This is a genomic window from Ensifer sp. KUDG1 (assembly GCF_050434285.1).
In the GTDB taxonomy this organism is placed as follows: domain Bacteria; phylum Pseudomonadota; class Alphaproteobacteria; order Rhizobiales; family Rhizobiaceae; genus Ensifer.
In genome coordinates this window covers 1018938-1043180 of the sequence record NZ_JBNDIG010000002.1, presented here as the reverse complement: position 1 = coordinate 1043180, position 24243 = coordinate 1018938, and the positions used below count along the sequence as shown (strand labels likewise).

25 protein-coding genes and 3 tRNA genes are annotated in these 24243 nt (G+C 61.2%); 16 read left to right on the top strand and 12 right to left on the bottom strand.

The genetic code is table 11. The features are described from left to right. Nucleotides 1-202: 202 nt before the first annotated feature. Nucleotides 203-1543, bottom strand: coding sequence for a D-Ala-D-Ala carboxypeptidase family metallohydrolase (locus tag M2267_RS10620; protein ID WP_429114492.1), 1341 nt, complete (start codon nt 1541-1543; stop codon nt 203-205). A gap of 398 nt (nt 1544-1941) precedes the next feature. Beyond that, nucleotides 1942-2382, bottom strand: a complete 441-nt coding sequence (locus M2267_RS10615; protein WP_043623639.1) for a VOC family protein — start codon at nt 2380-2382, stop codon at nt 1942-1944. Between the two features lie 196 nt (nt 2383-2578). Here M2267_RS10615 and M2267_RS10610 point away from each other — a divergent pair, with 196 nt between their 5' ends. The 3 genes from M2267_RS10610 (at nt 2579) to M2267_RS10600 (ending at nt 4459) form a co-directional block, all read left to right on the top strand. Next, a complete protein-coding gene (locus M2267_RS10610) occupies nt 2579-3157 on the top strand; it encodes a cold-shock protein (RefSeq protein WP_043623636.1) in 579 nt (192 codons plus the stop codon). Then, entirely contained in the window at nt 3157-3642 is a 486-nt protein-coding gene (locus M2267_RS10605) for a DUF192 domain-containing protein (protein WP_205238990.1), read from the top strand. Before M2267_RS10610 ends, M2267_RS10605 begins: the two co-directional genes overlap by 1 nt. Before the next feature lie 163 nt (nt 3643-3805). Next, nucleotides 3806-4459 (top strand): outer membrane protein, encoded by a 654-nt coding sequence (locus M2267_RS10600; RefSeq protein WP_429114536.1) that lies wholly within the window; start codon nt 3806-3808, stop codon nt 4457-4459. 62 nt (nt 4460-4521) lie between these two features. Here the strand turns inward: M2267_RS10600 and M2267_RS10595 are convergent, their stop codons facing one another. The 3 genes from M2267_RS10595 to M2267_RS10585 all read right to left on the bottom strand — a co-directional run bounded on the left by M2267_RS10595 (nt 4522) and on the right by M2267_RS10585 (nt 7131). Continuing rightward, entirely contained in the window at nt 4522-5151 is a 630-nt protein-coding gene (locus M2267_RS10595) for a DUF1062 domain-containing protein (RefSeq protein WP_429114491.1), read from the bottom strand. 490 nt (nt 5152-5641) lie between these two features. Further along, nucleotides 5642-6823 (bottom strand): GGDEF domain-containing protein, encoded by a 1182-nt coding sequence (locus M2267_RS10590; RefSeq protein ID WP_429114490.1) that lies wholly within the window; start codon nt 6821-6823, stop codon nt 5642-5644. Between the two features lie 231 nt (nt 6824-7054). Next, a tRNA-Pro gene (locus M2267_RS10585) sits at nt 7055-7131 on the bottom strand. 225 nt (nt 7132-7356) lie between these two features. On the opposite strand from M2267_RS10585, the gene M2267_RS10580 reads away from it, so the two are divergent. Together M2267_RS10580 and M2267_RS10575 are read left to right on the top strand one after the other, a co-directional pair. After that, nucleotides 7357-7662, top strand: a complete 306-nt coding sequence (locus tag M2267_RS10580; RefSeq protein ID WP_034791376.1) for an ETC complex I subunit — start codon at nt 7357-7359, stop codon at nt 7660-7662. Between the two features lie 37 nt (nt 7663-7699). Further along, nucleotides 7700-7776 (top strand) — tRNA-Arg (locus M2267_RS10575). Between the two features lie 209 nt (nt 7777-7985). On the opposite strand, the gene M2267_RS10570 is transcribed toward M2267_RS10575, so the two are convergent. From M2267_RS10570 to M2267_RS10560, 3 genes are all read right to left on the bottom strand, one after another. Next, complete coding sequence (locus tag M2267_RS10570) at nt 7986-8834, bottom strand: glycosyltransferase family 2 protein (protein WP_429114489.1); 849 nt, start codon at nt 8832-8834, stop codon at nt 7986-7988. 74 nt (nt 8835-8908) lie between these two features. Further along, nucleotides 8909-9658, bottom strand: coding sequence for an FkbM family methyltransferase (locus tag M2267_RS10565; protein WP_429114487.1), 750 nt, complete (start codon nt 9656-9658; stop codon nt 8909-8911). 66 nt (nt 9659-9724) lie between these two features. Then, nucleotides 9725-10228 (bottom strand): hypothetical protein, encoded by a 504-nt coding sequence (locus M2267_RS10560; protein WP_429114484.1) that lies wholly within the window; start codon nt 10226-10228, stop codon nt 9725-9727. 374 nt (nt 10229-10602) lie between these two features. Between M2267_RS10560 and M2267_RS10555 the strand changes: the two genes are divergently transcribed. Together M2267_RS10555 and M2267_RS10550 are read left to right on the top strand one after the other, a co-directional pair. After that, nucleotides 10603-11583 carry a GlxA family transcriptional regulator gene (locus M2267_RS10555; protein ID WP_429114481.1) on the top strand — a complete coding sequence of 327 codons (981 nt, stop codon included), beginning with the start codon at nt 10603-10605 and terminating at the stop codon, nt 11581-11583. A 79-nt stretch (nt 11584-11662) separates the two neighbouring features. Further along, nucleotides 11663-12103: a DUF2441 domain-containing protein gene (locus tag M2267_RS10550; protein WP_043623606.1), complete on the top strand. Its 441-nt coding sequence runs from the start codon at nt 11663-11665 to the stop codon at nt 12101-12103. 116 nt (nt 12104-12219) lie between these two features. Here the strand turns inward: M2267_RS10550 and M2267_RS10545 are convergent, their stop codons facing one another. From M2267_RS10545 to M2267_RS10535, 3 genes are all read right to left on the bottom strand, one after another. Further along, the gene (locus M2267_RS10545) at nt 12220-12483 is read right to left on the bottom strand and encodes a hypothetical protein (RefSeq protein ID WP_043623603.1); all 264 of its coding nucleotides are present in this window, start codon (nt 12481-12483) and stop codon (nt 12220-12222) included. A gap of 154 nt (nt 12484-12637) precedes the next feature. Beyond that, nucleotides 12638-12892 (bottom strand): YMGG-like glycine zipper-containing protein, encoded by a 255-nt coding sequence (locus tag M2267_RS10540; protein WP_034790944.1) that lies wholly within the window; start codon nt 12890-12892, stop codon nt 12638-12640. Between the two features lie 224 nt (nt 12893-13116). Next, nucleotides 13117-13192: transfer RNA gene (locus M2267_RS10535), tRNA-Lys, on the bottom strand. Between the two features lie 191 nt (nt 13193-13383). Between M2267_RS10535 and M2267_RS10530 the strand changes: the two genes are divergently transcribed. Next, nucleotides 13384-14130: a cytochrome c biogenesis CcdA family protein gene (locus M2267_RS10530; RefSeq protein ID WP_043620288.1), complete on the top strand. Its 747-nt coding sequence runs from the start codon at nt 13384-13386 to the stop codon at nt 14128-14130. Nucleotides 14131-14246: 116 nt separating this feature from the next. Further along, nucleotides 14247-15209 (top strand): AEC family transporter, encoded by a 963-nt coding sequence (locus M2267_RS10525; protein WP_043620290.1) that lies wholly within the window; start codon nt 14247-14249, stop codon nt 15207-15209. Here the strand turns inward: M2267_RS10525 and M2267_RS10520 are convergent. Beyond that, nucleotides 15177-16388: a UbiH/UbiF family hydroxylase gene (locus M2267_RS10520; protein ID WP_043620292.1), complete on the bottom strand. Its 1212-nt coding sequence runs from the start codon at nt 16386-16388 to the stop codon at nt 15177-15179. The genes M2267_RS10525 and M2267_RS10520 overlap by 33 nt on opposite strands. Before the next feature lie 273 nt (nt 16389-16661). Between M2267_RS10520 and pcsA the strand changes: the two genes are divergently transcribed. The 7 genes from pcsA to M2267_RS10485 all read left to right on the top strand — a co-directional run bounded on the left by pcsA (nt 16662) and on the right by M2267_RS10485 (nt 24114). Further along, complete coding sequence (gene pcsA, locus M2267_RS10515) at nt 16662-17387, top strand: phosphatidylcholine synthase (RefSeq protein WP_034790952.1); 726 nt, start codon at nt 16662-16664, stop codon at nt 17385-17387. 9 nt (nt 17388-17396) lie between these two features. Next, complete coding sequence (locus M2267_RS10510) at nt 17397-18368, top strand: quinone oxidoreductase family protein (RefSeq protein WP_429114474.1); 972 nt, start codon at nt 17397-17399, stop codon at nt 18366-18368. Between the two features lie 48 nt (nt 18369-18416). Beyond that, complete coding sequence (locus M2267_RS10505; protein WP_043620298.1) at nt 18417-19991, top strand: ABC transporter ATP-binding protein; 1575 nt, start codon at nt 18417-18419, stop codon at nt 19989-19991. Continuing rightward, nucleotides 19981-21075 (top strand): ABC transporter permease, encoded by a 1095-nt coding sequence (locus M2267_RS10500; RefSeq protein ID WP_043620301.1) that lies wholly within the window; start codon nt 19981-19983, stop codon nt 21073-21075. Before M2267_RS10505 ends, M2267_RS10500 begins: the two co-directional genes overlap by 11 nt. Then, entirely contained in the window at nt 21075-21995 is a 921-nt protein-coding gene (locus M2267_RS10495; protein WP_043620304.1) for an ABC transporter permease, read from the top strand. The genes M2267_RS10500 and M2267_RS10495 overlap by 1 nt, the downstream gene beginning before the upstream one ends. A 49-nt stretch (nt 21996-22044) precedes the next feature. Continuing rightward, complete coding sequence (locus M2267_RS10490) at nt 22045-23115, top strand: BMP family ABC transporter substrate-binding protein (RefSeq protein WP_043620503.1); 1071 nt, start codon at nt 22045-22047, stop codon at nt 23113-23115. A gap of 219 nt (nt 23116-23334) precedes the next feature. Then, nucleotides 23335-24114: a FadR/GntR family transcriptional regulator gene (locus tag M2267_RS10485; RefSeq protein ID WP_052201907.1), complete on the top strand. Its 780-nt coding sequence runs from the start codon at nt 23335-23337 to the stop codon at nt 24112-24114. Nucleotides 24115-24243: the final 129 nt, after the last annotated feature.

The following is a 24243-nucleotide window of genomic DNA, read 5'->3' as shown; positions in this document are numbered from 1 at the left end:
CCTAGGGGAGTCGAACCCCTCTTCCCAGAATGAAAATCTGGTGTCCTAACCGATAGACGAAGGGCGCACTCGCTGTGTGGGCGCCTTATAGCCAGAGGATTTCAGAACCGCAAGCGGCAATTTTCATATTTCTGTAAAATTCCACAGGCCTGGAAGATTGGAGGCTTCTCGTCGAATCCTCCATGGAAACAAATGGTTGCCTTCAACCCTTGGCGCGTCGGCAGCGCCAGTTCCAATCCCGCTGTGCACCGATATCGATATGGACCGACTCCGTGTGGCAATAGGTGCCGACGCCGCCGCGGCCCGGGACGCTGCGCAGGAATTCGGCGAGATCCCACTTGCTGACGCCCTGGACCTGAATGTCAGCCGCCTCGCAACGGGTGTGCAGTGACTGCTTGGCGCGGTTGACCTTGATCGGCCTCAAGCCCGACGTCACCATGACCTGCTTGCCGTAATGCGTTTCCACCTTCTTCAGCATCTGCATGAGCTCTGGCTTGAAGCAGCCGGCATCGACTTTTTCGGTCTGCAGAATCAACCCGCTCGGCGCCAGTCGGGCGAGACCCGAGAGCGAAGCGACCTGAACCGGTGCGCCGTCGTCGTCATCGCCGAGATGCTCTTCGTGCTCGTAGTTGTAGAGCGAGTTCAGTTTGACGCCCGGAAGCGTGTAGGCGAGGGAGGCCGTTTTCGGCTGGCTCGCATTGCTGGTGGTAATCGTCTTCTTTTCCGCCGGCGGGGCCGAGCGAAGTGCCACCTGCTGCGGTTTCACTTTGCGCTTGCCGGCAAAAAGGGCCGCGAGCGTCCAGGTTTTGGACGTGTCGTTGTTGTCGTCGGCTGGCGTGGCTTCTGCTGCCTGTTGCGCGGCCGCGACCTCGGTCGCTGCCGGTGCGGCTTCTGCATTGGCCACGGCCTGTGGCGTCGACGAGGTCTGGCCGCTGGCTGCAGCCTCGGCGCTCATCGGCACCGGAACGGCAACGGGGAGGGTTGCGTCCTGCGCCGCGGACGGAGCATAGGCGGCGACGGCGGTGTCCGTCACGACGTCGGTGGCCATGTTGGCGGCCCCCTGTTGCGGCGCGATAACAGGCAGCGGCTGTCGCTGGGTGCCGCTGAAAAGACTGTTGTTGGTTGCGTTCATGCCGGGTTGCCCGGCGGGAAGTGGAACAGTTCCCGTCGTCTGCGGCTGGCCGGTCGTCGTTGCCTGTGCGGCAGGCGCCTGGCCATAGATGCTGGATGAGGCGGCGCGCAGGCCGGTTCCCTGCATCGTCAGCGATTGCGGCTGTCCGGCATCCTGGGGAACCATGGCATTGCCCGCTGCCTGTTGCGCCTGCGGATCGCTGCCGAGCGCGACCACCTGTCCGTCCTGGACCGTGGCCTCCGATTCTGCGGTTTGCGCCGGGGCTGCCTGCCCCTCGGCCTTCAGCGCGGTCGCGGCATCGTTTTCCCCGACCGCCGACATGCAGCCGCTCAAGGCCAGCAGCGAAACGGATAAAGCTGCAGCCCGCGCAATGGTGACGAGCACCGCGCTCTTCGTTTCCGGATGTTGCAACGTCCTATCCCCGCTCTCCGTGCATGACCGGCGAAGCCTCGCCTTGTCATGCATTAAGTCTCAGCTCCGAAACATCGCTCAGAACAAACAAACTCATGCTTCTCGCGGCGACCGGAATGAGCGCCACGGGAAAAGATCAGGCCAAGTACAAAAGGGGGTCGCCGCCACGAGACATCGCGGATAGGACCCGGCATCAACGTTTCGCGCGAAAAAGTACTCAACGATACGCGATTTGTAAACCGGCGCTAACCTTGAGCCCGCATGTTTCCAACATGCAAAGGCCCGGATAGACCGGGCCCTGGATCATTCATAGCTGCTGCTGATCGACGGCTCGGCCATGCTCGCCGGATTTCACCGACAGCACGGGGCCATCTTCGTCCGCGAGAATTGTGCGGAGCTTACCAGACGCCGGTATTGGCCATCGATGCCCAAGGTTCCTGCGGCGGACGGTTTTCGCCTTTCTGCAGGATCTCGATCGAAATGCCGTCCGGAGAGCGGACGAACGCCATGTGGCCATCGCGCGGCGGCCGGTTGATGGTTACGCCGTTTTCCATCAGGTGCTGGCAGAAGCCGTAGATGTCGTCGACTTCGTAGGCGAGGTGGCCAAAATTCCGTCCCCCGGTATAGTCTTCCGTATCCCAGTTGTAGGTGAGTTCGAGGCAGGGCGAGAGTTCGGCGCGGGCGCGATCGATGTCGCCGGGAGCGGCCAGAAACACCAGCGTGAACCGGCCCTTTTCATTTTCGTAGCGGCGGATTTCCGTCAGGCCGAAAATCTTGCCGTAGAAGTTCAAGGCCTCGTCCAGATTCTTGACGCGAACCATCGTGTGCAGATAGCGCATTGCAATGTCCCTGTTTTGCAGAAGATGGCGTATAGTGGTCCGTCAGCAAGCCAGAGGCAAGGCTGCGTCCCCATATTAGTTCTCGGCCAAAATATGCCGAGGGTCTTGCGTATCCGCGGCGGGACGATGTTATTCTGGTCAATAAGAATCAGTTAACCGTATCGGTAGTCGCGCGTAAACGAGGGGCTGGGAGAGAATGGCGGATAGGACATCTTCAAAAGACGTCATGCATGGTGACGACTTTGGCAGCGATGCTCTCGACCTCATCGAAATCACCGGCGTGATAAAGTGGTTCGACGTCGCGAAGGGCTTCGGCTTCATCGTTCCGGACAACGGCATGCAGGATGTGCTGGTCCACGTGACCTGCCTGCGCCGCGATGGCTACCAGACGGTTCTTGAGGGCGCGCGGGTCGTTGCGCTCATCCAGAAGCGGGACCGCGGTTATCAGGCGTTCCGTATCCTCTCGATGGACCAGTCGACGGCGGTGCATCCGTCGCAATTGCCGCCGGTCCGCACCCACGTCCAGGTGACGCCGACGAGCGGGCTTGAGCGCGTCCTCGTCAAGTGGTTCAACCGCACCAAGGGTTTTGGCTTCCTGACCCGCGGCGAGGGAACGGAAGACATCTTCGTGCACATGGAAACGCTCAGGCGTTTCGGTCTGACCGAGCTGCGGCCGGGCCAGGTCGTGCTCGTCCGGTTCGGCGATGGCGAAAAGGGCCTGATGGCCGCAGAGATCCATCCCGATGGTCCGTCGCCGACGAGCCGGTCGCACTGATGGTCGCGGTTCGAGACCTTTTCGGAAAAAGCGCCTTTCTGGCGCTTTTTTTGTTGCTTGCACTGACGGTTTCGTCGTTTGCCGACGTCCAGTTCACCAAGGACAAGATGCGCCTGGTCAATGCCGACAAGGCGGTGCACGAGCTGACGGTCGAACTCGCCGTCGATCCGGCCCAGCGAGAGCAGGGCCTGATGTTTCGCACATCCATGGCGCCGGATCACGGCATGCTGTTCGATTTTGGCGAGACACGCCGCGTGATGATGTGGATGAAGAACACCCATCTGTCGCTCGACATGCTGTTCATCGACAACAAGGGCGTCGTTCGCACGATCCATGAAGGCGCCGTGCCTTTTTCCGAAGCAATCATCGATTCGAAAGAGCCGGTTGCTTTTGTGCTGGAACTCAATGCCGGCGCGGTCAAGCGGCTGAACATCCGACCTGGAGACCGGCTGGAAGGTGCCCGAATTCCGCCTTCGCAGCCGTAGGCGCCGGGGCCACGTCGCGGCCGTCCTTGTCCTTCTCCTATCCGTTCCTAAATTATGTGTCTGAACCCCACGGGTTTCATGGTTGAGATCGTGAAGCCTTTCGGGCAGACTGCGTGTTAACGAGTTACTAATATTCTTCTGGCGACAACAGGAGGCATCCGTGATGATCCGGAGTGTGCTTGTTGCAATCGTAGCGACCTGCGCCGTTGCGCAAACCGCGATGGCAGCGGATCTGGCGGCCGATCTGAGCCAGCCGCCGGCACCGGTCGTGCAGCCAACGCCGGGATTCGTCTGGACCGGCGGCTATGTCGGCCTACAGGGCGGCGGCGGATGGCTCAACGGAGATTTCAGTGCGCCTGGCGGCAGCGCTTCGGAAGATTTCAATGGTGGGTTACTCGGCGCCTTTGCCGGTTTCAACTTTCAGCAGGGCGACTGGGTTTACGGCATCGAGGGTGACGTCAACTACAATTGGAACGACAAGACGTTCGATGTCGGTGGAACCTCGACCGAAGTCGGTACCGACGTTTCTGGCGCAATACGCGGCCGCGTCGGCTATCTGTTGAACGACAAGGCGCTGCTCTATGGCGCCGGCGGCTGGGCGGTGACCCGCGGCTTCGTCGATGTTCCCGGCGCATCGAAGGAAAAGGAAACCTTCAACGGTTGGACGATCGGTGCCGGTGTCGACTATTCGTTCACCGACAGCGTCTTCGGCCGCGCCGAGTACCGCTACAACGACTATGGCGACAAGGACTTCGGCGGCGTCAATGTCGATCTCGACCAGCACCAGTTCACCGTCGGTGTCGGCGTAAAGTTCTGACCAGCGACCATTGACGTCATGGAGCGCCGGCGCGGTGCCGGGCGCTCCATGATGCCTTTCGACTACGGGCCCCCGCGGGCACGCTGGGCAATCTCGGCTCGGTCATCTTCCGCCGTGAGATCGAGGACGATGCGGCTGCCGTCTCTGATCGGGCGTTGCAGGGCCTTTCGCGATTCGGGCAGAAGGGTGATTCGCCCCGCGGTTTCGAGCTTGGTCAACCTTGCGCGTGAGAGCGCGAGTTCCACGGATAGCAGGCGGTCGACGCGCAGGCTGCTCGCGTGGTGCGCGACAACGACGATCTCAAGCCGTGCGCTATCTACGGTCCCGCTCAACACGCGCCGTTCCACGTTGGAATCGGCCAGATCCTCGATCCGGTCCGTGCATTGGCGAAGACCCTCGATGTCGAACGCCACCTGGCGGATCCAGGCGGGATCGTTGCTTTGTAGCGCTGCGAGCGCGTCCGGCGCGACGCTTGTGACAGTCCGCCGTTCGAAGATCGGGCGGTTCCAGGTGTCTTCGCAAACGGCGCAGCGATAGATCAGCCAGGCGTCGAGCCGGCGTCCGTTGGCGTTCAGCCGCGCCTTGCCGCTGCAGACGAAAGGGCGTTGGCCGCCGCAGCGGCTGCAGGCAAGCCAGGGGCGGGGTGCGGTTTGGGGTTCGATGGTCCACTGGACCGTCAATGTATGAGACATGTCGTCTGGTTCTTCCAATTGGAAGTCCATCGAGACGACGGTTTGAGTACCCGTTCCGGGGACGCGGTCTGGCAGTTGTTGGGCGTGATGGTTCCGCCTGACGAAGGTACGTCGGGCTTGAGATCGGCAATGCCATTCCGGTCTCGAACCGCCACCTCAACGAACGCATGAAAATTCAATCCGACAGCGGGAGCGCTATCGGGCGTACGGGGTGAAACTAGCGAGACCGGATTTTACAAAGGCAAAGCGAAACTCCAGGAGAGACAGCGCGATGGTGGCTGCTTGTGCGTCCTACACGCTTGCACGCATGCCGAAAAGTGCAACAAAGACACAGGTTCGCGCCAAGGTGGCGCGCTAGGCAAAATTTGGCCACAAGCGAATTCGGCGTATTGCGCTAAAATAGGCCTTATACCTCCAATCTGAAGCGGATCGGAAATGCTTGGATCCGCTTCTCTTTTTTGAAGGTGGCTTGCGTCGAAGCCCCGCCTGATTAGCTGGCGCGGTGAAGGCTCACAGCAGGCGGTTCCGAAACCGCAGGTTCCGCATCGGACGCGACACGGTTGCGCCCGTTTCGCTTGGCCGCATAGAGCGCGGCATCCGCCCTGTTGAACAATGCCTCCCAGGAACGCTCCGCGCCGCTGGCGGTAGCAAGCCCGATGCTGATGCTGACCGTAACGGTTTGCCCGCTGCTTGCGACCCGCAGTTCCTCCACGGCGCGGCGCAACCTCTCGGCAATTGCAAATGCCTGTGTCTCGCTTGTCCGCGGGAGGTAGAGCCCGAATTCCTCACCCCCGAGACGTGCGAAGCTGTCGCCTCTACGCAGATTTTTCCGGACCAGATCGGCGAAGGCGACGAGCACCTGATCGCCCGTATGGTGGCCGTAGCGGTCATTGATGCGCTTGAAATGGTCGAGGTCCATCACGATCAGGCAATCGCCCTGCCAGCTCGCCTGAGGCAGTTGCGCCAGAAACCATCGCCGGTTACCCACGCCGGTCAGCGCATCGGTATCCGCAGATCGGCGCAACTCCGCTTCCGCCCGCTCCTTGACGAGCACGAGCGCGAAGAGCGCGATGGCGAAGTGGCAGATGATCGAGAGAAAGAAGGCGTAGGTCGTCGTGATCGGCACGATGCCGGGCTTGAGGAGGCCAATGACCACCGCAAGACAAAGGCTGGCGCCTATGGCCATGGCGGCCGCCAGCATGGCGCGCGCCGGCAGCGGCTCCTTCGAGCGGTCAGCGATGACGGCAGCGGCTGAAGCCGCGAGGAAAAGAAAGGCGGCGGCGTTGAAGACGCTAGCTCTGACGACGTTGTCCATGTGGAAATGCGTGGCGAGACCGACGAGCGCTCCGGCAAGCGGCACAAGAAGCGCCAGCCAGTCCGCCAGCCGGCGCCGGCCGCCGCTGAGGCGCCGCACGCCGATCCAGAATAGGGCGTATCCGCCGATCCCGAGCGTGAAGCTGGAGAGCCGCCACAGGGTAGGCGGCAGCAGTTTTTGCTCGCCATAGCCCGCAAGCGTCGAGGCGAGCGCCAGGAAGAGGAAGCCGCTCGCCAGAATGCCAAGCCCTTGGTCCCGTGGCGATTGCCAGCGCGCATAGAGGAAGCAGAAGGCGCCGATCAGGAACGACGACTTGTGAAGCAACAGAACGGTGGCAAGGTCGAGTTGGGCAGTCATTGGATCGCTCGGGCGGGCTTGGGAGGCGGGTAGGGCTGGAAAGCGCGCCGGTCCGCTCTATCCACAATGGATTGAGCGATTCCTAAATTCGTATGACAAATAGGCATTCTTGTCCCAATTCGGGACAACTCGCTCGATTACCAACGCAATCGAGCGATCTTACGGCGATGTTTAGCCTGCAGATCACGAACAGATTGAAAAAGGGGAAAGTGACGCTTCCGTCTCGATGAATGGTCGGAGTGGAGAGATTCGAACTCCCGACCCTCTGGTCCCAAACCAGATGCGCTACCAGACTGCGCTACACTCCGTGCCAACGGCGCCGGAGATACACGCTTCGTAGCAGGGCTGCAACAGCAAAGTTTCCCAAAGCCACATCTACGGTTGGACAAACGCACAACTTCGCTCATCTCCTACCGGAAAGCCAAATTTATCCGGCCAAAAGTCATTCCGTTTTAAATCATTCTGCGTTATGGGAAGACGGAATGCTGGCGCCCGTGAACGTTGCCAGCGAAAGTATGGAGCCGTTCGAAACCATGTCCGCAAAGATCTATCGTCCAGCAAAGACCGCCATGCAGTCTGGCAAGGCCAAGACGAATCTGTGGGTGCTGGAGTTCGATCAGGAAAAGCCGCGCACCATCGACCCGATCATGGGCTACACCAGCTCCGGCGACATGAAGCAGCAGCTGCGACTGACGTTCGAAAACGCCGAGCAGGCAATCGCATACGCCGAGCGCAACGGCATCGAATACCGCGTGATCGCGCCGAAGGAAGCGACCCGCAAGAGCGTGTCCTATCCGGACAACTTCCGTTTCAACCGGATGCAGCCCTGGACCCACTAAGGTCCTTCAGCAGCATTCGACGGGCAAAGCCCGGGACGGCCCCTTAGCTCAGTTGGATAGAGCACCTGCCTTCTAAGCAGGTTGTCGCAGGTTCGAATCCTGCAGGGGTCGCCAATAATTTCAAACGCTTAGCTGGTGCGTCGGCCGGCTAAAGAACGACGTTTACGGTCTCTCGCTACCGTTTACAGAACGCATTACGTGATGATCTGCGAGACAGCGTCATCGCCGGCTTGTCTTCTCAGCGATTTTTTCATCCGCTATGAGGAGCAGATCTCCGGTACGCCAGCATGCGGCGCATAGGCCCGCCGATTCACGCCCAAACGCTAAGCTCGTTTCCGGAAGCAGGAAAGAAGCGCCGTAACGGGCTTGAACAAGAGCCTATGGCCCTTGGTGTACATGCGGCCCGGCCGATGGATCGTCAGCGCATAAAGATACGAGCGCTTCCCTTGCAAGTAGGACCGGAATTTCTGCACGACCTGACGCCGTGCATCGTTCTGTCGAGACCGCTTTGCGTCCGTGAGGCTGAGGTGTTGCGTGACCAGGCTTTCTTCGCAGCCAACGATCAGCCCGCCTTCCAAGGCAAAGCGAATGGCCCATTCGCGATCGACGGCCCTGCGGAAATTCTCGTCGAAGGCGAACTTGCGCAAGGTCGAAACGCGGGTGAGCATAGTGCAGGTGCCGACCCTTCCGTCGCCGGGGAGGGGATCGTCGCAGAGGAGATGGAGCGCGACCGCATCGCCACCCACCGGCTGCGCGGTGCCCATGGCGCTGAGGCTCCTCGTCTTGCTGTTGGTGATCACGCGCCTCGTGCAATAGACCGAGATAGGCGCCGTATGCCGTTCCTCCGCCGCAAGCAGCTTTGCGACCTGAACCCTTAGCCGTTCCGGAGCGTTTTCGTCGTCCGAATCGAGGAACGCAAGGATTTCGCCGGTCGCTTCGCGCGCGAGCGTGTTGCGCGCGCCAGCGTTGCCCTTGTTGATATCGTGACGAACCAGCCTGACCCGCGGATCCTGCTGGCTGACGGATTGGACGATGGCGGCGGAGCGATCGGTAGAGACATCGTCGCAGACCAGGATCTCCAGATCCTCCCAGTCGAGTTGTCTGGCAGACAAGAGCGTCCGCTCGATCGTCTCTTCGGCGTTGTAGCAACATATCGCAAGTGTTACGCGCATTGATGCCTGTTCCTGTTGCGACCTGTGCTGTTCGGTGACGGTTCCGCCATCGCCGGCATGTTTCCGGATGAAGACTAATTCTGCTTGTGCGCTTTGACGGACGAGCCGACCATGCGCACCGGAACGGCATTGGGCTCCAGATATGAGCTGTCCGAGCGCACGAAGAGGACGTCGACGAGGCGATTGTGCGAACGATGGGGGATGACATCGGCGACTTCGAAGCCTTGCTCTGCCATGTACGCGACAAGTTCCGAAAACCGATAGCTACCTTCAAACCGGCGACGAAGGCTCGCCTCTGTGAAGACGAATTGCGTTTCCCGAAGCGTTTTTTCTGCTCCCTTGAGAACATCAAGGTCAAAGCCTTCGGTGTCCACCTTCAATCCGAATGGACCTTTGTAACCCTTGTTTTCCAGAAGTTCGTCCAGCGGCGAAATCTGTATCTCGACCGTCTTTTCCGGCTGCCGCTTCCAGTCCCTGCGTTTCATCAGGCTCGAGGAGGGACCTTCCAGGGAAAGCGTTGCTACGCCCTTGGCAGAGCCTGCGCCCGATTGAATGTAGTCGAAGTTCAGGCCCTTTACGCTGTCTGCGGCCTTCTCCATCGTATCCGGCTGGGGATCGATCAGGACGAACTTCTTGTCCTTGAACAGTTCGTAGAACACCGGGCTGCCCTGATAGACGCCGACATCGATGAATGTGTTGATATCGAAGCCGTAGCGCTTCAGGTACGCAGTAGAGTAACGTTCCTCGGAAACGTGGAAACCTTGTCGCGTCAGCATCGAGGCGGCTGAGCGAAGCACCCGATTGAACAGCTTTCCCTTGGTCATAGTCCCCTCGGCAATTACAATTTTCTCCAGACGAAATGTCTGGCCAGGTTAACGTAGTGCTGGTGCTCAGATTTTCAGGCAGTTGTCCGGCATGTAGAACACGGACGTCCGCCACGGACGGCCGTTGACCGGTCCGAAGCCGTCGAAGTCGAGACGGCGATAGCCGTTGTTGATCAGCAGGTCGTATCCCTCCTGATACCGCTCGCGCTCACTGTTGTCCCAAATGATTGCGGAGGGCCTCTGCTTCAGGTTCATCGTCGCCTTGGCGCAATTCACACGATCGCGGCCGTCGATGACGACAACGTCGAAGGTGGTATCCTGGTGGCGCGTGAGAAAATGCAGCATCGGGTAGGTGTACCAGGGGCATGGTTCACCGTCGGCGGTCATCGGCTTGTGCTGTTTTGCACTTTCCAACCAACCCATCTGCCTCGCGCTTTCGACGAACTTCGGGAAGAAGTCGCGCGGGATATCCGGAGTCTCCCACAGAAGCAGGTCGAGTTTCTGCTCGATCTTTGGAATGCGGCCGATGAGCTTTGTCGCTTTTACGAAGTTCTTCATCGCGCCCAGCATCATAGTCTCCCTCAGTTTCGGACATGCTTAATGGCTTATATGTTTTGTTAGCGCAAGCGATTGAAACGCGGTTCTGGCAAGCGTCGAAGTCCGTCACCGAGCAGCCTCATCGCCGATTCCTCACGAACAATGGGCGCCTTGGTCGGCTTGCCGAGGCGCTGGACGTTACGGCAGTGCCGCTACGAAGCCGCAAGTCACATAAAAAAACGGGCCGGCGGATGGTTTCCGACCGGCCCGTTCCGGCAAAAGGCGGAAAGGGGAACGTCTCTGCGCGGGGCTGCAGCGCCGCGCGTAGGGAGATCGATACGGTCTGATAATGCCCGAAAGGCAGTATTGGAATTGACATTTCCCGCTTGAAATTTGACATTTCCCGCATGCCTTCCGATGGTCGCCTACAATCTGTGATCGAAGTTTCCGTCGTCATCCTGCCGGAGTCGTCGATCATGTCGCTAGCCTCCGTCTTGGACCCGATGCGCGCTGCAAACCGCATCTCGGGCCGCGAGGTGTTTCGCTGGCGGCTGCTTTCGGCCGATGGCAAGCCGGTGGTCTTGACCTGCGGTGTGCCGATCGCGGTCGAGGGGATGCTGCACCCGCCGCTTGCCGGCGACGCGCTGCTGGTGATTGGTGGCTTCAACCTTGATCGTCACGCCGGTAAGAAATTCATCGGCGGGCTGCAGGAGTGCTCACGGCACTTCGATATCGTCGCCGGCATCGAATCAGGCTGCTGGCTGCTCGGCCGCAGTGGTCTGCTCAACGGCCGCAAGGCGACGGCGCATTGGGAGGAACTGGAGGATTTCAGCCAGACGTTTCCAGAGCTGGCGGTGCTTGGCGACCGCTTCGTCATCGATGGCAAGTTCTGGACCTCGGGCGGTGCTTCGCCGACCTTCGACATGATGCTGCACTGGATCACGCAGCGGCTGGGGTCTGCCCTGGCGCTCGATGTCGCCAGCATCTTTGTCTACGACCAGACGCATAGTGCAGCCGACGTTCAGCCCTATGTTTCGCTCGGGCGGATCGAGACGCGCGACCCGAAGCTCGCCGAGGCTATCCGCCTGATGGAGCGCACGCTGGAGCGTCCCTTGACGATCGCGGCACTGACGAAACGACTGTCGATCTCGCAGCGCAAGCTGGAGTTGCTGTTTGCGCGAGGATTATCGACGAGTCCCGGCGCCTATTACCTTCGCCTGCGTCTTCAGTTCGCCCATCGACTGGTGCGAGACTCTGCTACTCCGATCCGAGAGATTGCCCTTCGATGCGGTTTCGACAGCCTGTCCGCCTTTTCGCGCGCCTATAGCCGCGAGTATGGAATGAGTCCGCTGAAGATGCGACTGGCCCGCAGAGGAGCGGAGGCCTAGGCAGCGCATCCCGTTAGAGGCCATTGATAATTTAGGGCCGCATCGTTCTCGTCGTGCAACGAGAAAGAGGGGGCTCCGCATGTTTCACTGGTCGCCAATCCGCTTGAGAGAAGGCAGCATTGTCGAGCCTGGCAATTTCGGGCGCATGATCAGGTGCTACCGGCCAGATCAATTTGGCGACGGCTGGCGGTTGGCCGGGGAACTGCTCTTCGAGCAGGCCCGTGAGGCCTACGCTCCCAAAGCTCCCTCGCGGCTGAATGCCTGCTTCATGTGTCCGACCTATGATGACGCCATGCGATATCAGGCGGCCTACGATCCTCACTTTCTACAAGTGCTTCACGAGGTGGAGATTGTTGAACTCGGTGCGTCGCCACATACCGGTGCGCTGAGCGTGCTGGATGAGAACCAGAGCATGTCCTTGTTGGATTCCTACCGCCGTCAGGCGCGCGATTATTGGAAGGCCGGGGCGAGGGGGATCGCGAACACGGCGTCGTCGATCCGGGTTGTTCGGGTCTTTTGACCCATTCGCCTTCCGACCGCATCATTGACGTTCGTTATGCATGGCGTGTGACGCGGTTTGCCGGCCAGGCGTAGGTGAGCTGAGCCGGCCGGGTGCAGTGGCGGGGCCGCTAGACGCTAATGAACCGTTTGTGGTGGCTCATCGGTAAAGGCCTGGATGCCGTCGCGCTGCACCGTGGCGATAAACTCTTCGAAAGCTTCCCTGTCGGTCGGGAAGGGTTCCTCCCATGTCGTCGAGAAGCCCTCCTCGTCGATGACCTCGAGGGTCCAGTCGCGATTCGTGCCTGCCTCCCGGTAGATCCGCAATTCCACGACGACGCCGTCGTCACTGAATTGGCCGGAAAATTCCGAAAACTCGTAGTTCTGTTCTTCGTCAGTCATTTCCGAAGTGTAACACGCTTGCTTGAGGACGTCCTGCTATGTTCGGCCTCGACTATGCTGCTCGCAGCTTCAGCCGGGCACACAGGCACATCCGATCGTCTCCACGAAGGTTTGGACCGGAACGCGCCTGTTACCTTGGTGAATGGTCCTGCCGTTACCGGCAGCGGGCCTCGTAGCGGCGGCCGTAGCGGTCGCGATAGATGCAATAGCCCTGGCGCTCCTGGGAGCGTCCGATCAGGTTGCCGATAACGCCCCCTGCGACCGCGCCGATTGCCGCGCCGCCCCAGCTGTCGCTGACCGCCCCGCCGATGATCGCACCGGTGCCGGCGCCGATCGCCGTACCTTTCTCGGTCTGCGTGCAGGAAGCAAGCGTACCAATCATCAAAACCGCAATGACAAGCTTTCTCATGCCTTCACCCCTTTGCTCGATACCAAACTGGGCAGTTCACCGCTTTGCATCCTCAGCGAGAGCCTCAGCATCTACTCAACGCGACGAATTGTCGATAGCACGGAATGCAACAGGCGAAAGATGGGGCGCGGCGCGCACCAAATATTGGGGCTAATACGCGCACATGGCGATGAGAATCGGCGTCGGAAAACGCTGACAAATAACCAATTTCATTGGGGTTTTCGTGGTGAGCGCGCAGGGATTCGAACCCTGGACCTACTGATTAAAAGTCAGTTGCTCTACCGGCTGAGCTACGCGCTCCCTGGCCGCGGCGGTGAAGCCCGGCGGAAGTGGGCGGACATATGCACGCGTGTTTCCCCCCGGTCAACCGAAAAATTGCGGGTTTTGTGAAGAAACGGTGCATGGCGCAATGATCGCCAAAAGGTGATTGGTATCATCATGATCCTGCGGCTAAGGAATGGCCCAAATGCCGCGTGCCGGAGTTCTTGCCGTTGTCGATCGCCGATATTTCCATCTGGACCGCCGTACTTGCCGGCGCCCTTTCGTTCCTTTCTCCCTGCGTTCTGCCGCTCGTACCGCCCTATCTCTGCTATATGGCCGGCGTCTCGGTCGATCAGTTCCGCAGCGGCGATGCGGCGACCATCGGTAGCACGAGACGCGCTGTCTTGCCGGCAGCGCTGTTGTTCACGCTCGGTTTTGCCACTGTCTTCGTGGCGCTCGGGGCGGGGGCCTCGTCGATCGGCATGGTGCTTCGGCAGCATATGGACCTGCTGTCGCGCATCGGCGGCGTGATCATCATCATCATGGGCCTGCATTTCCTTGGCGTGTTCAAGATCGGGCTGCTCGCGCGCGAAGCCCGTTTCCAGGGCGGCGGCAAGCCGGCGACGCTCTCGGGCGCCTACATCATGGGTCTGGCCTTTGCCTTCGGCTGGACGCCCTGCATCGGCCCGGTCCTCGGCACGATCCTTGGCGTCGCTGCCGCACGTGACACCGTGTCCGACGGTGCGATGCTGCTGGCGATCTATTCGCTGGGGCTTGCCGTGCCGTTCTGGATCGCTGCTGCGTTTTCCGGCTCCTTCATGCGCTTCCTCTTCCGCTTCCGCCGCCATCTCGGTCTGGTCGAGAAACTCATGGGCGGCCTCCTGGTGCTGGCAGGCCTTGCTTTTCTCTTCGGCTTCATCAGTTCCGTCGCCATCTGGTTCCAGACGACCTTCCCGATCCTGATGAAAATCGGCTAGGGCATACCCTCGTATTTTAGAATCACTTTACGGCCGGACCGGCCTAATCGTCAGGGCGGTTGATGCGCTAGGCGTGCGGGCGTCGGCGCGGGAAGGTGAAGAATGCGGGGGACAAGATGACGGAAATCGCGGGCCTGGTGCTGCCGTTCTTCGGCCTGATCTTCCTCGGTTATCTGACGGCGCGCTTCGTCCACCATCCGGGCGAGGCGATGGGTTGGCTGAACACCTTCATCATCTACCTCGCTCTGCCGGCGCTGTTCTTCAAGCTCGTCTCGCGCACGCCGATCGAACAGCTGGCGCGCGCCGACTTCATCCTGACCACGGTCGGCGCGACCTACATCGTCTTCTCGCTGATTTTTCTCATCGGCGTCTATGTAAGGCGCAACTCCATTGCCGAAGCGACGATCCAGGGTTTTGGCGCAGCTTACGGCAATATCGGCTATATGGGGCCCGGCCTTGCGCTTCTCGCCTTGGGCGATGCCGCTGCCGTGCCGGTTGCGCTGATCTTCAGCTTCGAGAATGCCGCGCATTTCGCGGTCGCACCGGCGATGATGGCGATATCAGGCGGCCGGCAGGAAAAGCCGCTGGTGCTTGCAGCCAGTGTTGCACGCAAGATCATCCTGCACCCATTTATTCTCGCCACACTTGCGGGCGTGGTCGCCGCCTTCTTCGCGGTACAGCCGCCGGTGCCAGTGCAAAGATTGATCGACTATCTCGCTCAGTGTGCGGCGCCCTGCGCGCTCTTTGCCATGGGCGTGACGCTGGCGCTGCGCCCAATCAAGCGCATTCCCGTCGAGATCGGCTACATCGTCCCGGCGAAGCTGCTCTTGCATCCGCTCGTCATGTTCACGGCGATGAGCCTGACGGGGAATTATGATCCGGTCTGGGTGCAGACGGCGGTACTGCTCGCGGCCCTTCCGACGGCGACGAACGTCTTCGTTATCGGCCATCAGTATGGTGTGTGGCAGGAGCGAGCCTCGGCCACCATCCTCATCACCACGACGCTGTCGGTCGCAACGGTGACCGGCCTGCTTTACCTGATCCGTTCAGGCGCTCTTCCGCCCGATCTTTTCCCTTAAGCCTTCCTTGAAGGCATTGAGCGCGCTGCCGGGGTGGACGCCTTCGCGCATCAGCAGGCTGCGCAGGGGCCCGACGGCGGAAAGCACATGCAGCCCCAGCGCGCGCAGCGCCTGCACCGGCAGGAATCCGGAAAGTAGCGAGCGGTTGAGGAGATCCACGCTCGCCGTACGGCTGATGATATCCGGCCGGCGGCGGCTGTCGAAGCGGTCACCGATATCGCCGGCAAGCGGCTCGCCGCCGGATGCACCGATGATATCGACGAGCGTCATTACATCGCGAAGGCTGAGATTGAGCCCTTGCGCGCCGATCGGCGGGAAGGCGTGCGCTGCTTCGCCAAGAAGCACGACGCGGCCCTTGCCGAAGCGCTGGGCGGTCATGCCCGAAAGCGGGAAGGATTGCGGCGCGCCTTCGACCGTTGCCTTGCCGAGGATCGATTGCATCCGGTCTTCGACGGCGCGGGAGAGCGCCGCAAGATCGAGCGTCAGCGTTTGCGCGGCATCTTCGGGCTTGCGCACCCAGACAAGGCTGGAGCGGTTGCCGGGCAGGGGCACTTGCGTGAAGGGACCACTTTCGGTGTGGAATTCGGTCGAGATGTTCTGGTGCGGCAGCTCGTGTGCGAAGTTCAACACGACCGCCGTCTGCGGATAGGACCAGGTGCTGACGGAGATCTTCGCCGCTTCGCGCACCGGCGAGCGGCGACCATCGGCGCCGACGAGCAGATGCGCGCTGCATTGGCTGCCGTTTGCAAGCTCGATCGTTGCGACCGTGTCCGAAAGTTCAAAGCCGATCGCCGACGTGGTGATGCGCGTCAGCGTCGGGCTCTCTTCGGCGCGGTGGCGGAGAATATCAATGAAAGGGGCATTCGGAATATTGTAGCCGAAGGCGTTGAGCCCGACTTCGGAAGCGCGGAAATTGACTGGCGGGGCGCGCAGCAACCGGTTGGTGCCGTCGAGGATGCGCATGGTCGAAAGCGGCGCGGTCAGCGGCTCGACCTTTTCCCAAAGATTGAGTTTCTTCAGATATTCGATCGATTGGTCCATCAGCGCCGTCGTGCGTCCGTCGGCAACCGCCGGCTCCGGTCCGATCAAGGCCACGCGGTAGCCAGCATCCGCAAGCGCGATGGCCGCGAGCGATCCGGCAAGGCCCGCACCGATAATGGCGATGTCGAAGTGGTCCATGATGCAAAAGCCCTTTCGCGCAAGCTGTGAGGCGTCTTGGCCCAGCCTCGATCATACCTCTAGTCGTCGGCGCATGCGAAATAAATGGGTAGAATCAGCGCAGAAGCAATTTGCAGGTGTCCACAGGACAATGGGGCGAGGAGAGGCCGTAATACTTGAATTTTAGTGGCGATGCGTTGCAAAGGGTGCATATTACGGGCAACGCGCCGCACAGCGGTCGAGGCGGGTCAAGGCCCGCACGGGGAAAACAGCAGGGGTGGGCGGCGTCCGCAGATGAAGTTCTTTAACTACAGACGAGTTCCCTACGCCGAGATTCGCGCCTTCTCCGTGCATATCTTGACCGCATCGGGATCGTTTCTCGCCTTCCTGGGTGTCGTGGCTGCGGCCGAGCACCGTTTCGTCGACATGTTCTGGTGGCTGGGGCTGGCGCTGCTCGTCGATGGCATCGACGGGCCGATCGCCCGCAAGGTGCGCGTCAAGGAAGTGCTGCCCAACTGGTCGGGCGACACGCTCGACAATGTCATCGACTACGTGACCTATGTGCTGTTGCCGGCCTTTGCACTCTACCAGAGCGGCATGATCGGCGAGCCCTGGTCGTTCGTCGCGGCAGGCGCGATCGTGGTTTCGAGTGCGATCTACTATGCCGACATGGGCATGAAGACGGACGAATACTTCTTCTCCGGCTTCCCCGTCGTCTGGAACATGGTCGTCTTCACGCTGTTCGTCATCCAGGCGAGCGAGTTGACGGCGTCGATCGTCGTCTTCGTGTCGGTGGTCCTGACCTTCCTGCCGATCAACTTCCTTCATCCGGTCCGCGTCCAGCGCCTGCGACCGCTGAACCTCGGCATCTTCCTTCTGTGGTCGGCGCTCGGCATCTATGCGCTGCTCCTGCATTTTGCGACACCGGCATGGGTCGTCACCGGTTTCGTCGTCACAGGCATCTATCTCTACGTGATTGGCTTCGTGCTGCAGATTTTCCCAAGTCTCGGCCGGAAATAGGAGCAGGCAATGGCACAGGCGATTGTGGTACGCGAACTCGGAGGACCGGAGGTCCTGAAGCTCGAAGGCGTGACACTCTCGCCGCCGGGGCCGGGTGAGGTGCAGATCCGCCAAGTGGCGGTCGGACTCAATTTCATCGACGTCTACTTCCGCACCGGCCTCTACAAGTCGGCCTTGCCGTTCGTGCCGGGCAAGGAAGGTGCCGGCATCGTCACTGCGGTTGGCGACGGCGTCAGCCTGTTCTCCGTCGGCGATCGCGTCGCCTATGCCTCGGCCGATGGCGCCTATGCGAGCGAACGCAATGTCGATGCCGCGCAATTGGTGAAGGTGCCTGAAGGCATCAGCCTCGAGACCGCGGCTGCGATGATGCTGAAAGGCATGACGGCGCAATATCTGCTCAATCAGACCTATCAGGTCGGGCCGGGCACGACGATCCTCTTTCATGCCGCAGCCGGTGGCGTCGGGCTCATCGCCGGCCAGTGTGCGAAGGCGCTTGGCGCGACGGTCATCGGTACCGCGGGCTCGCAGGACAAGATTGATCTGGCGCTGGCGCATGGCTACGACCACGTGATCAACTACCGCACCGACAATTTCGTCGCTCGGGTCAAGGAATTGACCGACGGCCGCGGCGTCGATGTCGTCTACGATTCCGTCGGGCGCGACACCTATCCGGCGTCGCTGGATTGCATCAAGCCGCGCGGCCTCTGGGTCAGCTTCGGCAATTCGTCCGGTCCGGTGGATGCCTTCAGCATCGGCATCCTGGCTCAAAAGGGCTCGCTTTTTGCGACGCGTCCGACACTCTTTGGTTATGTTGCCACGCGGCCTGCGCTGGAAGCGTGTGCAAATTCCCTGTTTGATATTGTGCGAAGCAACAAAGTGCGTATCAATATAAATCAGACTTATCCGCTCGCCGATGCGGGGCGAGCGCATACGGATCTCGAGACAAGAAAAACAAGTGGAACAACACTGCTGATTCCGTGATCGAAGCCTTAAGGCGGACGCGGATCAACAGAGGGGAAAGAGGGCAGCGTGCCTGTTGAGGGAGTAGCGGCGAACGGTCATCTATTGGCTGTGAGCAACCTGACGAAATTGTTTGGCAGCTTCGCGGCCTGCAATGGGATCAATCTGCAGATTGAACCGGGCGAAATCCACGCCCTTCTCGGCGAAAACGGCGCCGGAAAATCGACCCTGGTCAAGATGCTGTTCGGCGTATTGGCGCCGACGGCCGGCGAGATCCTCTGGCAGGGCCAGAGCGTGCGCATTGCCAATCCCGCGGCAGCGCGCAAGCTCGGCATCGGCATGGTTTTCCAGCACTTTTCGCTGTTCGAGGCGCTGACGGTCGCAGAGAATATCGCGCTTTCCATGGATGCGAACATCTCGCTGGCGAGGGTGGCGGAAGAGGCGTCGCGCCTGTCGCATGCCTATGGCCTGCCGCTCGACCCCAAGGCGCATGTGGCGGATCTCTCGGTCGGCGAGCGCCAGCGCATCGAGATCGTGCGCGCGCTCCTGCAGAACCCGCGCCTCATCATCCTCGACGAGCCGACCTCGGTGCTGACGCCGCAGGAAGCCGATCGCCTGTTCGAAACACTCTACAAGCTGAAGGCCGAAGGCCGTTCTGTTCTCTATATCAGCCACCGGCTGGAAGAGGTGCAGCGCATCTGCGACCGCGCAACGGTGCTGCGCCACGGCAAGGTGACCGGCGCCTGCGATCCGAAGACGGAGACCCCCTCGTCGCTGGCGCGCATGATGGTGGGCGGCGACGTCGCGGCCGTGACGGCCGAAGGCACCAGCGCCAAGGGCCAGGTGCAGCTGGAAGCGCGGCACTTGAGCGTGCCGGCGCGCACGCCTTTCGCCGTTTCGCTGAAGAACATCTGTCTCAAGGTGCATGCCGGCGAGGTGCTGGCGATCGCCGGTGTTGCCGGCAACGGCCAGGGTGAACTCTTCGACGCGCTCTCGGGCGAATATCCGGTTGCCGACGACAATGCGGTGCAGATCCGCCAGAAGCCGGTCGGCAACCGTAACATCAACGCCCGCCGGCTGATGGGCGCGGGCTTCGTTCCCGAGGAACGCCATGGTCACGCGGCGGTATCGGCGCTGCCGCTTTCCGACAATCTCGTGCTTGCCCGCAGTCGCTCGGACGCCAAGGCGTTCCTCGGCGGCGGCTTCCTCAAGATCATCCGGCGCGATGCGGTGACGAGCGCCACGAAGCGCATCTCCGAGGCGATGGACGTGCGCAAGAGTGGCGAGGACCCGCCGGCCGGCTCGCTTTCCGGCGGCAACCTGCAGAAGTTCATCGTCGGGCGTGAACTCGACCGCCAGCCGAGCGTGCTCGTCGTCAACCAGCCCACCTGGGGCGTCGATGCGGGTGCTGCCAGCCGCATCCGCCAGGCGCTCGTCGATCTCGCCAAGTCCGGATCTGCCGTGCTCGTCATCAGCCAGGATCTCGATGAGATCTTCGAAGTGGCGACGGAGATCGCCGTCATCAGCGACGGAAAGCTCTCCGATCCCTATCCGGCCAAGGAGCTTTCGCGTGAAAAGATCGGCCTGCTGATGGGCGGCATGTACGGCAAGACGGAAGGCACGGAGGCCGCACATGCGCATTGAACTGGAAAAGCGCGCCAAGGTCTCGACGCTGTTTTCGATCCTGTCGCCGTTCATCGCCTTCCTGCTGACGATCATCTTCGGCGGCATCATGTTTGCGCTGCTCGGCAAGAATCCTGTGATGGCGCTCTACAGCTTCTTCATCGAGCCGCTGAGCGAGGTTTGGTCGCTGCACGAACTGGCGATCAAGGCCGCCCCGCTGATCCTGATTGCCGTCGGGCTATCGGTCTGCTTCCGCTCCAACAACTGGAACATCGGCGCCGAGGGCCAGTTCATCATGGGCGCGATTGCCGGCTCGATCCTGCCGGTGGTCTTCTACGACTGGCAGTCGCCGCTGGTGCTGCCGCTGATGATGCTGATGGGCATGCTCGGCGGCGCGCTGTTTGCCGCCATCCCCGCCTTCCTCAAGGCGCATATGAACACCAACGAGATCCTGACGAGCCTGATGCTGGTCTATGTCGCCCAGCTCTTTCTCGACTGGCTGGTGCGAGGACCCTGGCGCAATCCGGGCGGCATGAACTTTCCGGAGACGCGCACCTTTGCCGTCGATGCGATCCTGCCGGAAATGCTTGCCTCCGGCCGTACCCACTGGGGCTTCGCCTTCGCCATCATAGCCGCGATCCTCGTCTGGTTCATGATGCGTTACACGCTGAAGGGCTTCGAGATTTCCGTGCTTGGCCAATCGGAGCGGGCAGGGCGCTTTGCCGGTTTCTCCTCGCGCAAGATGATCTGGTTCTCGATGCTGCTTTCCGGCGCCTTTGCCGGCCTGGCCGGCATTTCCGAGGTCAGCGGCGCGATCCAGCAGTTGCGCCCGGTCATCTCGCCCGGCTACGGCTTCACCGCCATCATCGTTGCGTTTCTCGGCCGCCTTAATCCGCTCGGCATCGTCGCCGCCGGCCTGGTGCTGGCGCTCACCTATCTCGGCGGTGAGGCGGCGCAGCTGTCGATCGGCGTTTCCGAAAAAGTCACGCGCGTCTTCCAGGGTCTCCTGCTCTTCTTCGTGCTCTCCTGCGACACGCTCATCCACTATCGCATCAAGCTGGTCTTCGACCGGCTGACCGCGACTAACAGCGAGGGGAGCCGCTGATGGGTATCGTCGAAGCGATCCTTTTGAGCGTCATCACGGCCGCAACGCCCCTGGTGTTGGCCGCAATCGGCGAACTGGTGACCGAACGGTCCGGCGTGCTGAACCTCGGCGTCGAGGGCATGATGATCATGGGGGCGGTCTCCGCCTTCGCAATCACCCAGATCACCGGTTCGCCCTATCTGGGCATGCTTGCAGGCATCGCCTGCGGCGCGCTGTTCTCGCAGCTCTTTGCCTTCCTCACGCTGAGCCTGGTGGCAAACCAGGTGGCGACGGGCCTGGCCTTGACCCTGCTCGGCATCGGCGTCTCCGGCATGATGGGCGAGAGTTTCCTCGGCATGCAGGGCGTCAAGCTTCAGCCGATCGCGATCCCGCTTCTCGCCGATATCCCTTACATCGGGCCGCTGCTTTTCCGGCAGGACATCATCTTCTATCTTTCGATCGCGATCGTCGCAGGCGTGCACTGGTTCCTGTTCAAGAGCCGCGCTGGCCTCAAGCTGCGTGCGGTCGGCGACAGCCACGCCTCAGCACACGCGCTCGGCGTCAACGTCATTCGCACCCGCTATCTCGCCGTGATGTTCGGCGGCGCCTGCGCCGGCCTTGCCGGCGCGCAACTGTCGCTCGTCTATACGCCGCAATGGGTGGAGAACATGTCGGCCGGTCGCGGCTGGATCGCGTTGGCGCTGGTGGTCTTTTCGTCCTGGCGTCCGTGGCGGCTGGTGGCGGGAGGCTATCTCTTCGGCGCTGTTTCGATCAGCCAGTTGCACGCGCAGGCCTTCGGTCTGGGCATTCCCTCGCAGCTCCTTTCGTCGCTGCCCTATGTCGCAACGATCGTCGTCCTCATTCTCATTTCGCATAACCGGCGCATGACCCTGATCAATACGCCGGCATCGCTCGGCAAACCGTTTGTGCCGGACCGGTGATCGCAAGCATTTCATACTGACGTTTCTCAAACCGACAGAGGTCAAGAAAATGAAAAAACTACTGCTCGTTCTCGCAAGCTCCGCGGCCGCGCTCGGCTTTGCCACCGGCGCAAGCGCCCAGGAAAAGGCCAAGGTCTGCTTCGTCTATGTCGGTGCAAAGACCGACGGCGGCTGGACCCAGGCGCACGACATCGGCCGCCAGGAGCTGGAAAAGGCGCTCGGCGACAAGATCGAGACGCAGTATCTGGAAAGCGTGCCGGAAGGTCCGGATGCCGAGCGCGCGATTGAGCGTCTCGCACGCTCGGGCTGCGGCCTGATCTTCACGACGTCCTTCGGCTTCATGGATGCGACGATCAAGATCGCCCAGAAGTTCCCGGACGTGAAGTTCGAGCATGCGACCGGCTACAAGACTGCGCCGAACGTCGCGACCTACAACAGCCGCTTCTATGAAGGCCGCTACATCCAGGGCGTGATCGCTGCCAAGATGTCGCAGAAGGGCGTCGCCGGCTACATCGCTTCCTTCCCAATCCCGGAAGTGGTGATGGGCATCAACTCCTTCGTCATCGGCGCGCGCTCGGTCAACCCGGACTTCAAGATCAAGGTCGTATGGGCCAACACCTGGTTCGATCCAGGCAAGGAAGCCGATGCTGCCAAGGCATTGGTCGACCAGGGCGTTGATATCCTGACGCAGCACACTGATACGACGGCTCCGATGCAGGTTGCCGCCGAGCGTGGCATCAAGGCCTTCGGTCAGGCGTCCGACATGATCAAGGCCGGCCCGGAAACGCAGCTGACGGCGATCGTCGATACCTGGGGCGCCTACTACATCAAGCGCACCCAGGCCTTCCTCGACGGCAAGTGGGAAACGACCTCGAGCTGGGACGGCCTGAAGGACGGCATTCTGACGATGGCGCCCTACACCAACATGCCTGACGACGTGAAGAAGCTCGCCGAGGACACCCAAGCCAAGATCGAGTCGGGCGAGCTGAAGCCCTTCACCGGCCCGCTGAAGAAGCAGGACGGTAGCGAGTGGCTGGCAGCCGGCGCATCGTCGGACGACGGCACGCTGCTCGGCATGAACTTCTACGTCGAAGGTGTCGACGACCAGCTGCCGAAGTAAGCAAGCGCCTACGAAACACAATGCAAACCCCGCCATTTCGGCGGGGTTTGTCGTTTGGAGATCGCGCAAGGGTTGCTTGTCCGTTCGGCGGTGCGCGGTTTACGGTTTTGCGCCCGCCCTGGGGCTTTCCGGAATCGACCGTTCAAACTACATTCATTTGCACAGGTTTAGGGGTGACCTCCGTGCTTCGCACGAAGGCGTTGTGGCGCAGCGCGCCGTATGAAGTCAGGCAGGGGAGTGCCTGGAGGAGATGGATTGAACAGGAGTGTGCTGGAAACCGTTGTGTCCGGCTCGCGCAAGCGAACCAGCCACGCACATGTTGTCGATCAACTCGGCAAGGCTATCATATCCGGCGAATTTCCTGTCGGCTCCATTCTTCCGGGTGACCCGGAACTCGCGGCCCGTTTCAAGGTGTCGCGAACCGTTCTGCGCGAAGCGATGAAGACGCTCGCCGCCAAGGGGCTCGTCGTGCCGCGGGCGCGAATCGGCACCCGCGTGACGCCGCGCAACGACTGGAACCTGTTCGACAACGATATCCTGACTTGGCATTTCGAGTGCGGTGTCGACGAAGAGTTCCTCTATCATCTCAGCGAAGTGCGCCTGGCCTTCGAGCCGCATGCCGCCGCGCTCGCGGCGCGAAACGCGTCGGAGGCCGAAATCAGCCGCATGATGCGGCTCGCGGTTGCGATGGGCGAGGAGGGCCATAGCGCCGAGAGCCTCGCCGGCGCTGACCTGAAATTCCACCTTGCTGTCGCCGAGGCATCCGGCAACCCATTCATGCGCACGGTCGGCGGGCTGATCGAGGCGGCGCTGGTCGGCGTCTTCAAGCTGAGCTCCCCGGTCGCCGAAAAGGGCGGCATAGACGAAGTTGCCCGCAACCATATCCGGATCGTCGAAGAGATCGGCAGGCGTGACGAGCTCGGCGCGCGCCTTGCGATGGAAAACGTGATCAAGATCGGACGCGAGCGCGTTCGCAGCGCCCTGCACAGCCGCAGTTGATGCTGCCACCGGTCGAGATTGTTCAACAAAACAGCGCTCGACCCTTCCAATGTTCAGAAGATTGCAGCGATTTCATTGCTTGTGCTTGCTCGGATCGCGCGCTGGCCTTATTTGGTGAGGGCTCGCTCC

Bases quoted from the DNA above. Each gene is read 5' to 3' on its own strand.
- M2267_RS10565 (WP_429114487.1), bottom strand. From the start codon at position 9,658: ATGACCAAGGGAAAGCTGTTCAATCGGGTGCTTCGCTCAGCCGCCTCG.
- M2267_RS10570 (WP_429114489.1), bottom strand. From the start codon at position 8,834: ATGCGCGTAACACTTGCGATATGTTGCTACAACGCCGAAGAGACGATC.
- M2267_RS10590 (WP_429114490.1), bottom strand. From the start codon at position 6,823: ATGACTGCCCAACTCGACCTTGCCACCGTTCTGTTGCTTCACAAGTCG.
- M2267_RS10595 (WP_429114491.1), bottom strand. From the start codon at position 5,151: ATGTCTCATACATTGACGGTCCAGTGGACCATCGAACCCCAAACCGCA.
- M2267_RS10555 (WP_429114481.1), top strand. From the start codon at position 10,603: ATGCCTTCCGATGGTCGCCTACAATCTGTGATCGAAGTTTCCGTCGTC.
- M2267_RS10600 (WP_429114536.1), top strand. From the start codon at position 3,806: ATGATCCGGAGTGTGCTTGTTGCAATCGTAGCGACCTGCGCCGTTGCG.
- M2267_RS10610 (WP_043623636.1), top strand. From the start codon at position 2,579: ATGGCGGATAGGACATCTTCAAAAGACGTCATGCATGGTGACGACTTT.
- M2267_RS10525 (WP_043620290.1), top strand. From the start codon at position 14,247: ATGACGGAAATCGCGGGCCTGGTGCTGCCGTTCTTCGGCCTGATCTTC.
- M2267_RS10615 (WP_043623639.1), bottom strand. From the start codon at position 2,382: ATGCGCTATCTGCACACGATGGTTCGCGTCAAGAATCTGGACGAGGCC.
- M2267_RS10540 (WP_034790944.1), bottom strand. From the start codon at position 12,892: ATGAGAAAGCTTGTCATTGCGGTTTTGATGATTGGTACGCTTGCTTCC.
- M2267_RS10560 (WP_429114484.1), bottom strand. From the start codon at position 10,228: ATGCTGGGCGCGATGAAGAACTTCGTAAAAGCGACAAAGCTCATCGGC.
- M2267_RS10580 (WP_034791376.1), top strand. From the start codon at position 7,357: ATGTCCGCAAAGATCTATCGTCCAGCAAAGACCGCCATGCAGTCTGGC.
- M2267_RS10520 (WP_043620292.1), bottom strand. From the start codon at position 16,388: ATGGACCACTTCGACATCGCCATTATCGGTGCGGGCCTTGCCGGATCG.
- M2267_RS10500 (WP_043620301.1), top strand. From the start codon at position 19,981: ATGCGCATTGAACTGGAAAAGCGCGCCAAGGTCTCGACGCTGTTTTCG.
- M2267_RS10485 (WP_052201907.1), top strand. From the start codon at position 23,335: ATGAAGTCAGGCAGGGGAGTGCCTGGAGGAGATGGATTGAACAGGAGT.
- M2267_RS10495 (WP_043620304.1), top strand. From the start codon at position 21,075: ATGGGTATCGTCGAAGCGATCCTTTTGAGCGTCATCACGGCCGCAACG.
- M2267_RS10510 (WP_429114474.1), top strand. From the start codon at position 17,397: ATGGCACAGGCGATTGTGGTACGCGAACTCGGAGGACCGGAGGTCCTG.
- M2267_RS10605 (WP_205238990.1), top strand. From the start codon at position 3,157: ATGGTCGCGGTTCGAGACCTTTTCGGAAAAAGCGCCTTTCTGGCGCTT.
- M2267_RS10490 (WP_043620503.1), top strand. From the start codon at position 22,045: ATGAAAAAACTACTGCTCGTTCTCGCAAGCTCCGCGGCCGCGCTCGGC.
- M2267_RS10545 (WP_043623603.1), bottom strand. From the start codon at position 12,483: ATGACTGACGAAGAACAGAACTACGAGTTTTCGGAATTTTCCGGCCAA.
- M2267_RS10550 (WP_043623606.1), top strand. From the start codon at position 11,663: ATGTTTCACTGGTCGCCAATCCGCTTGAGAGAAGGCAGCATTGTCGAG.
- pcsA (WP_034790952.1), top strand. From the start codon at position 16,662: ATGAAGTTCTTTAACTACAGACGAGTTCCCTACGCCGAGATTCGCGCC.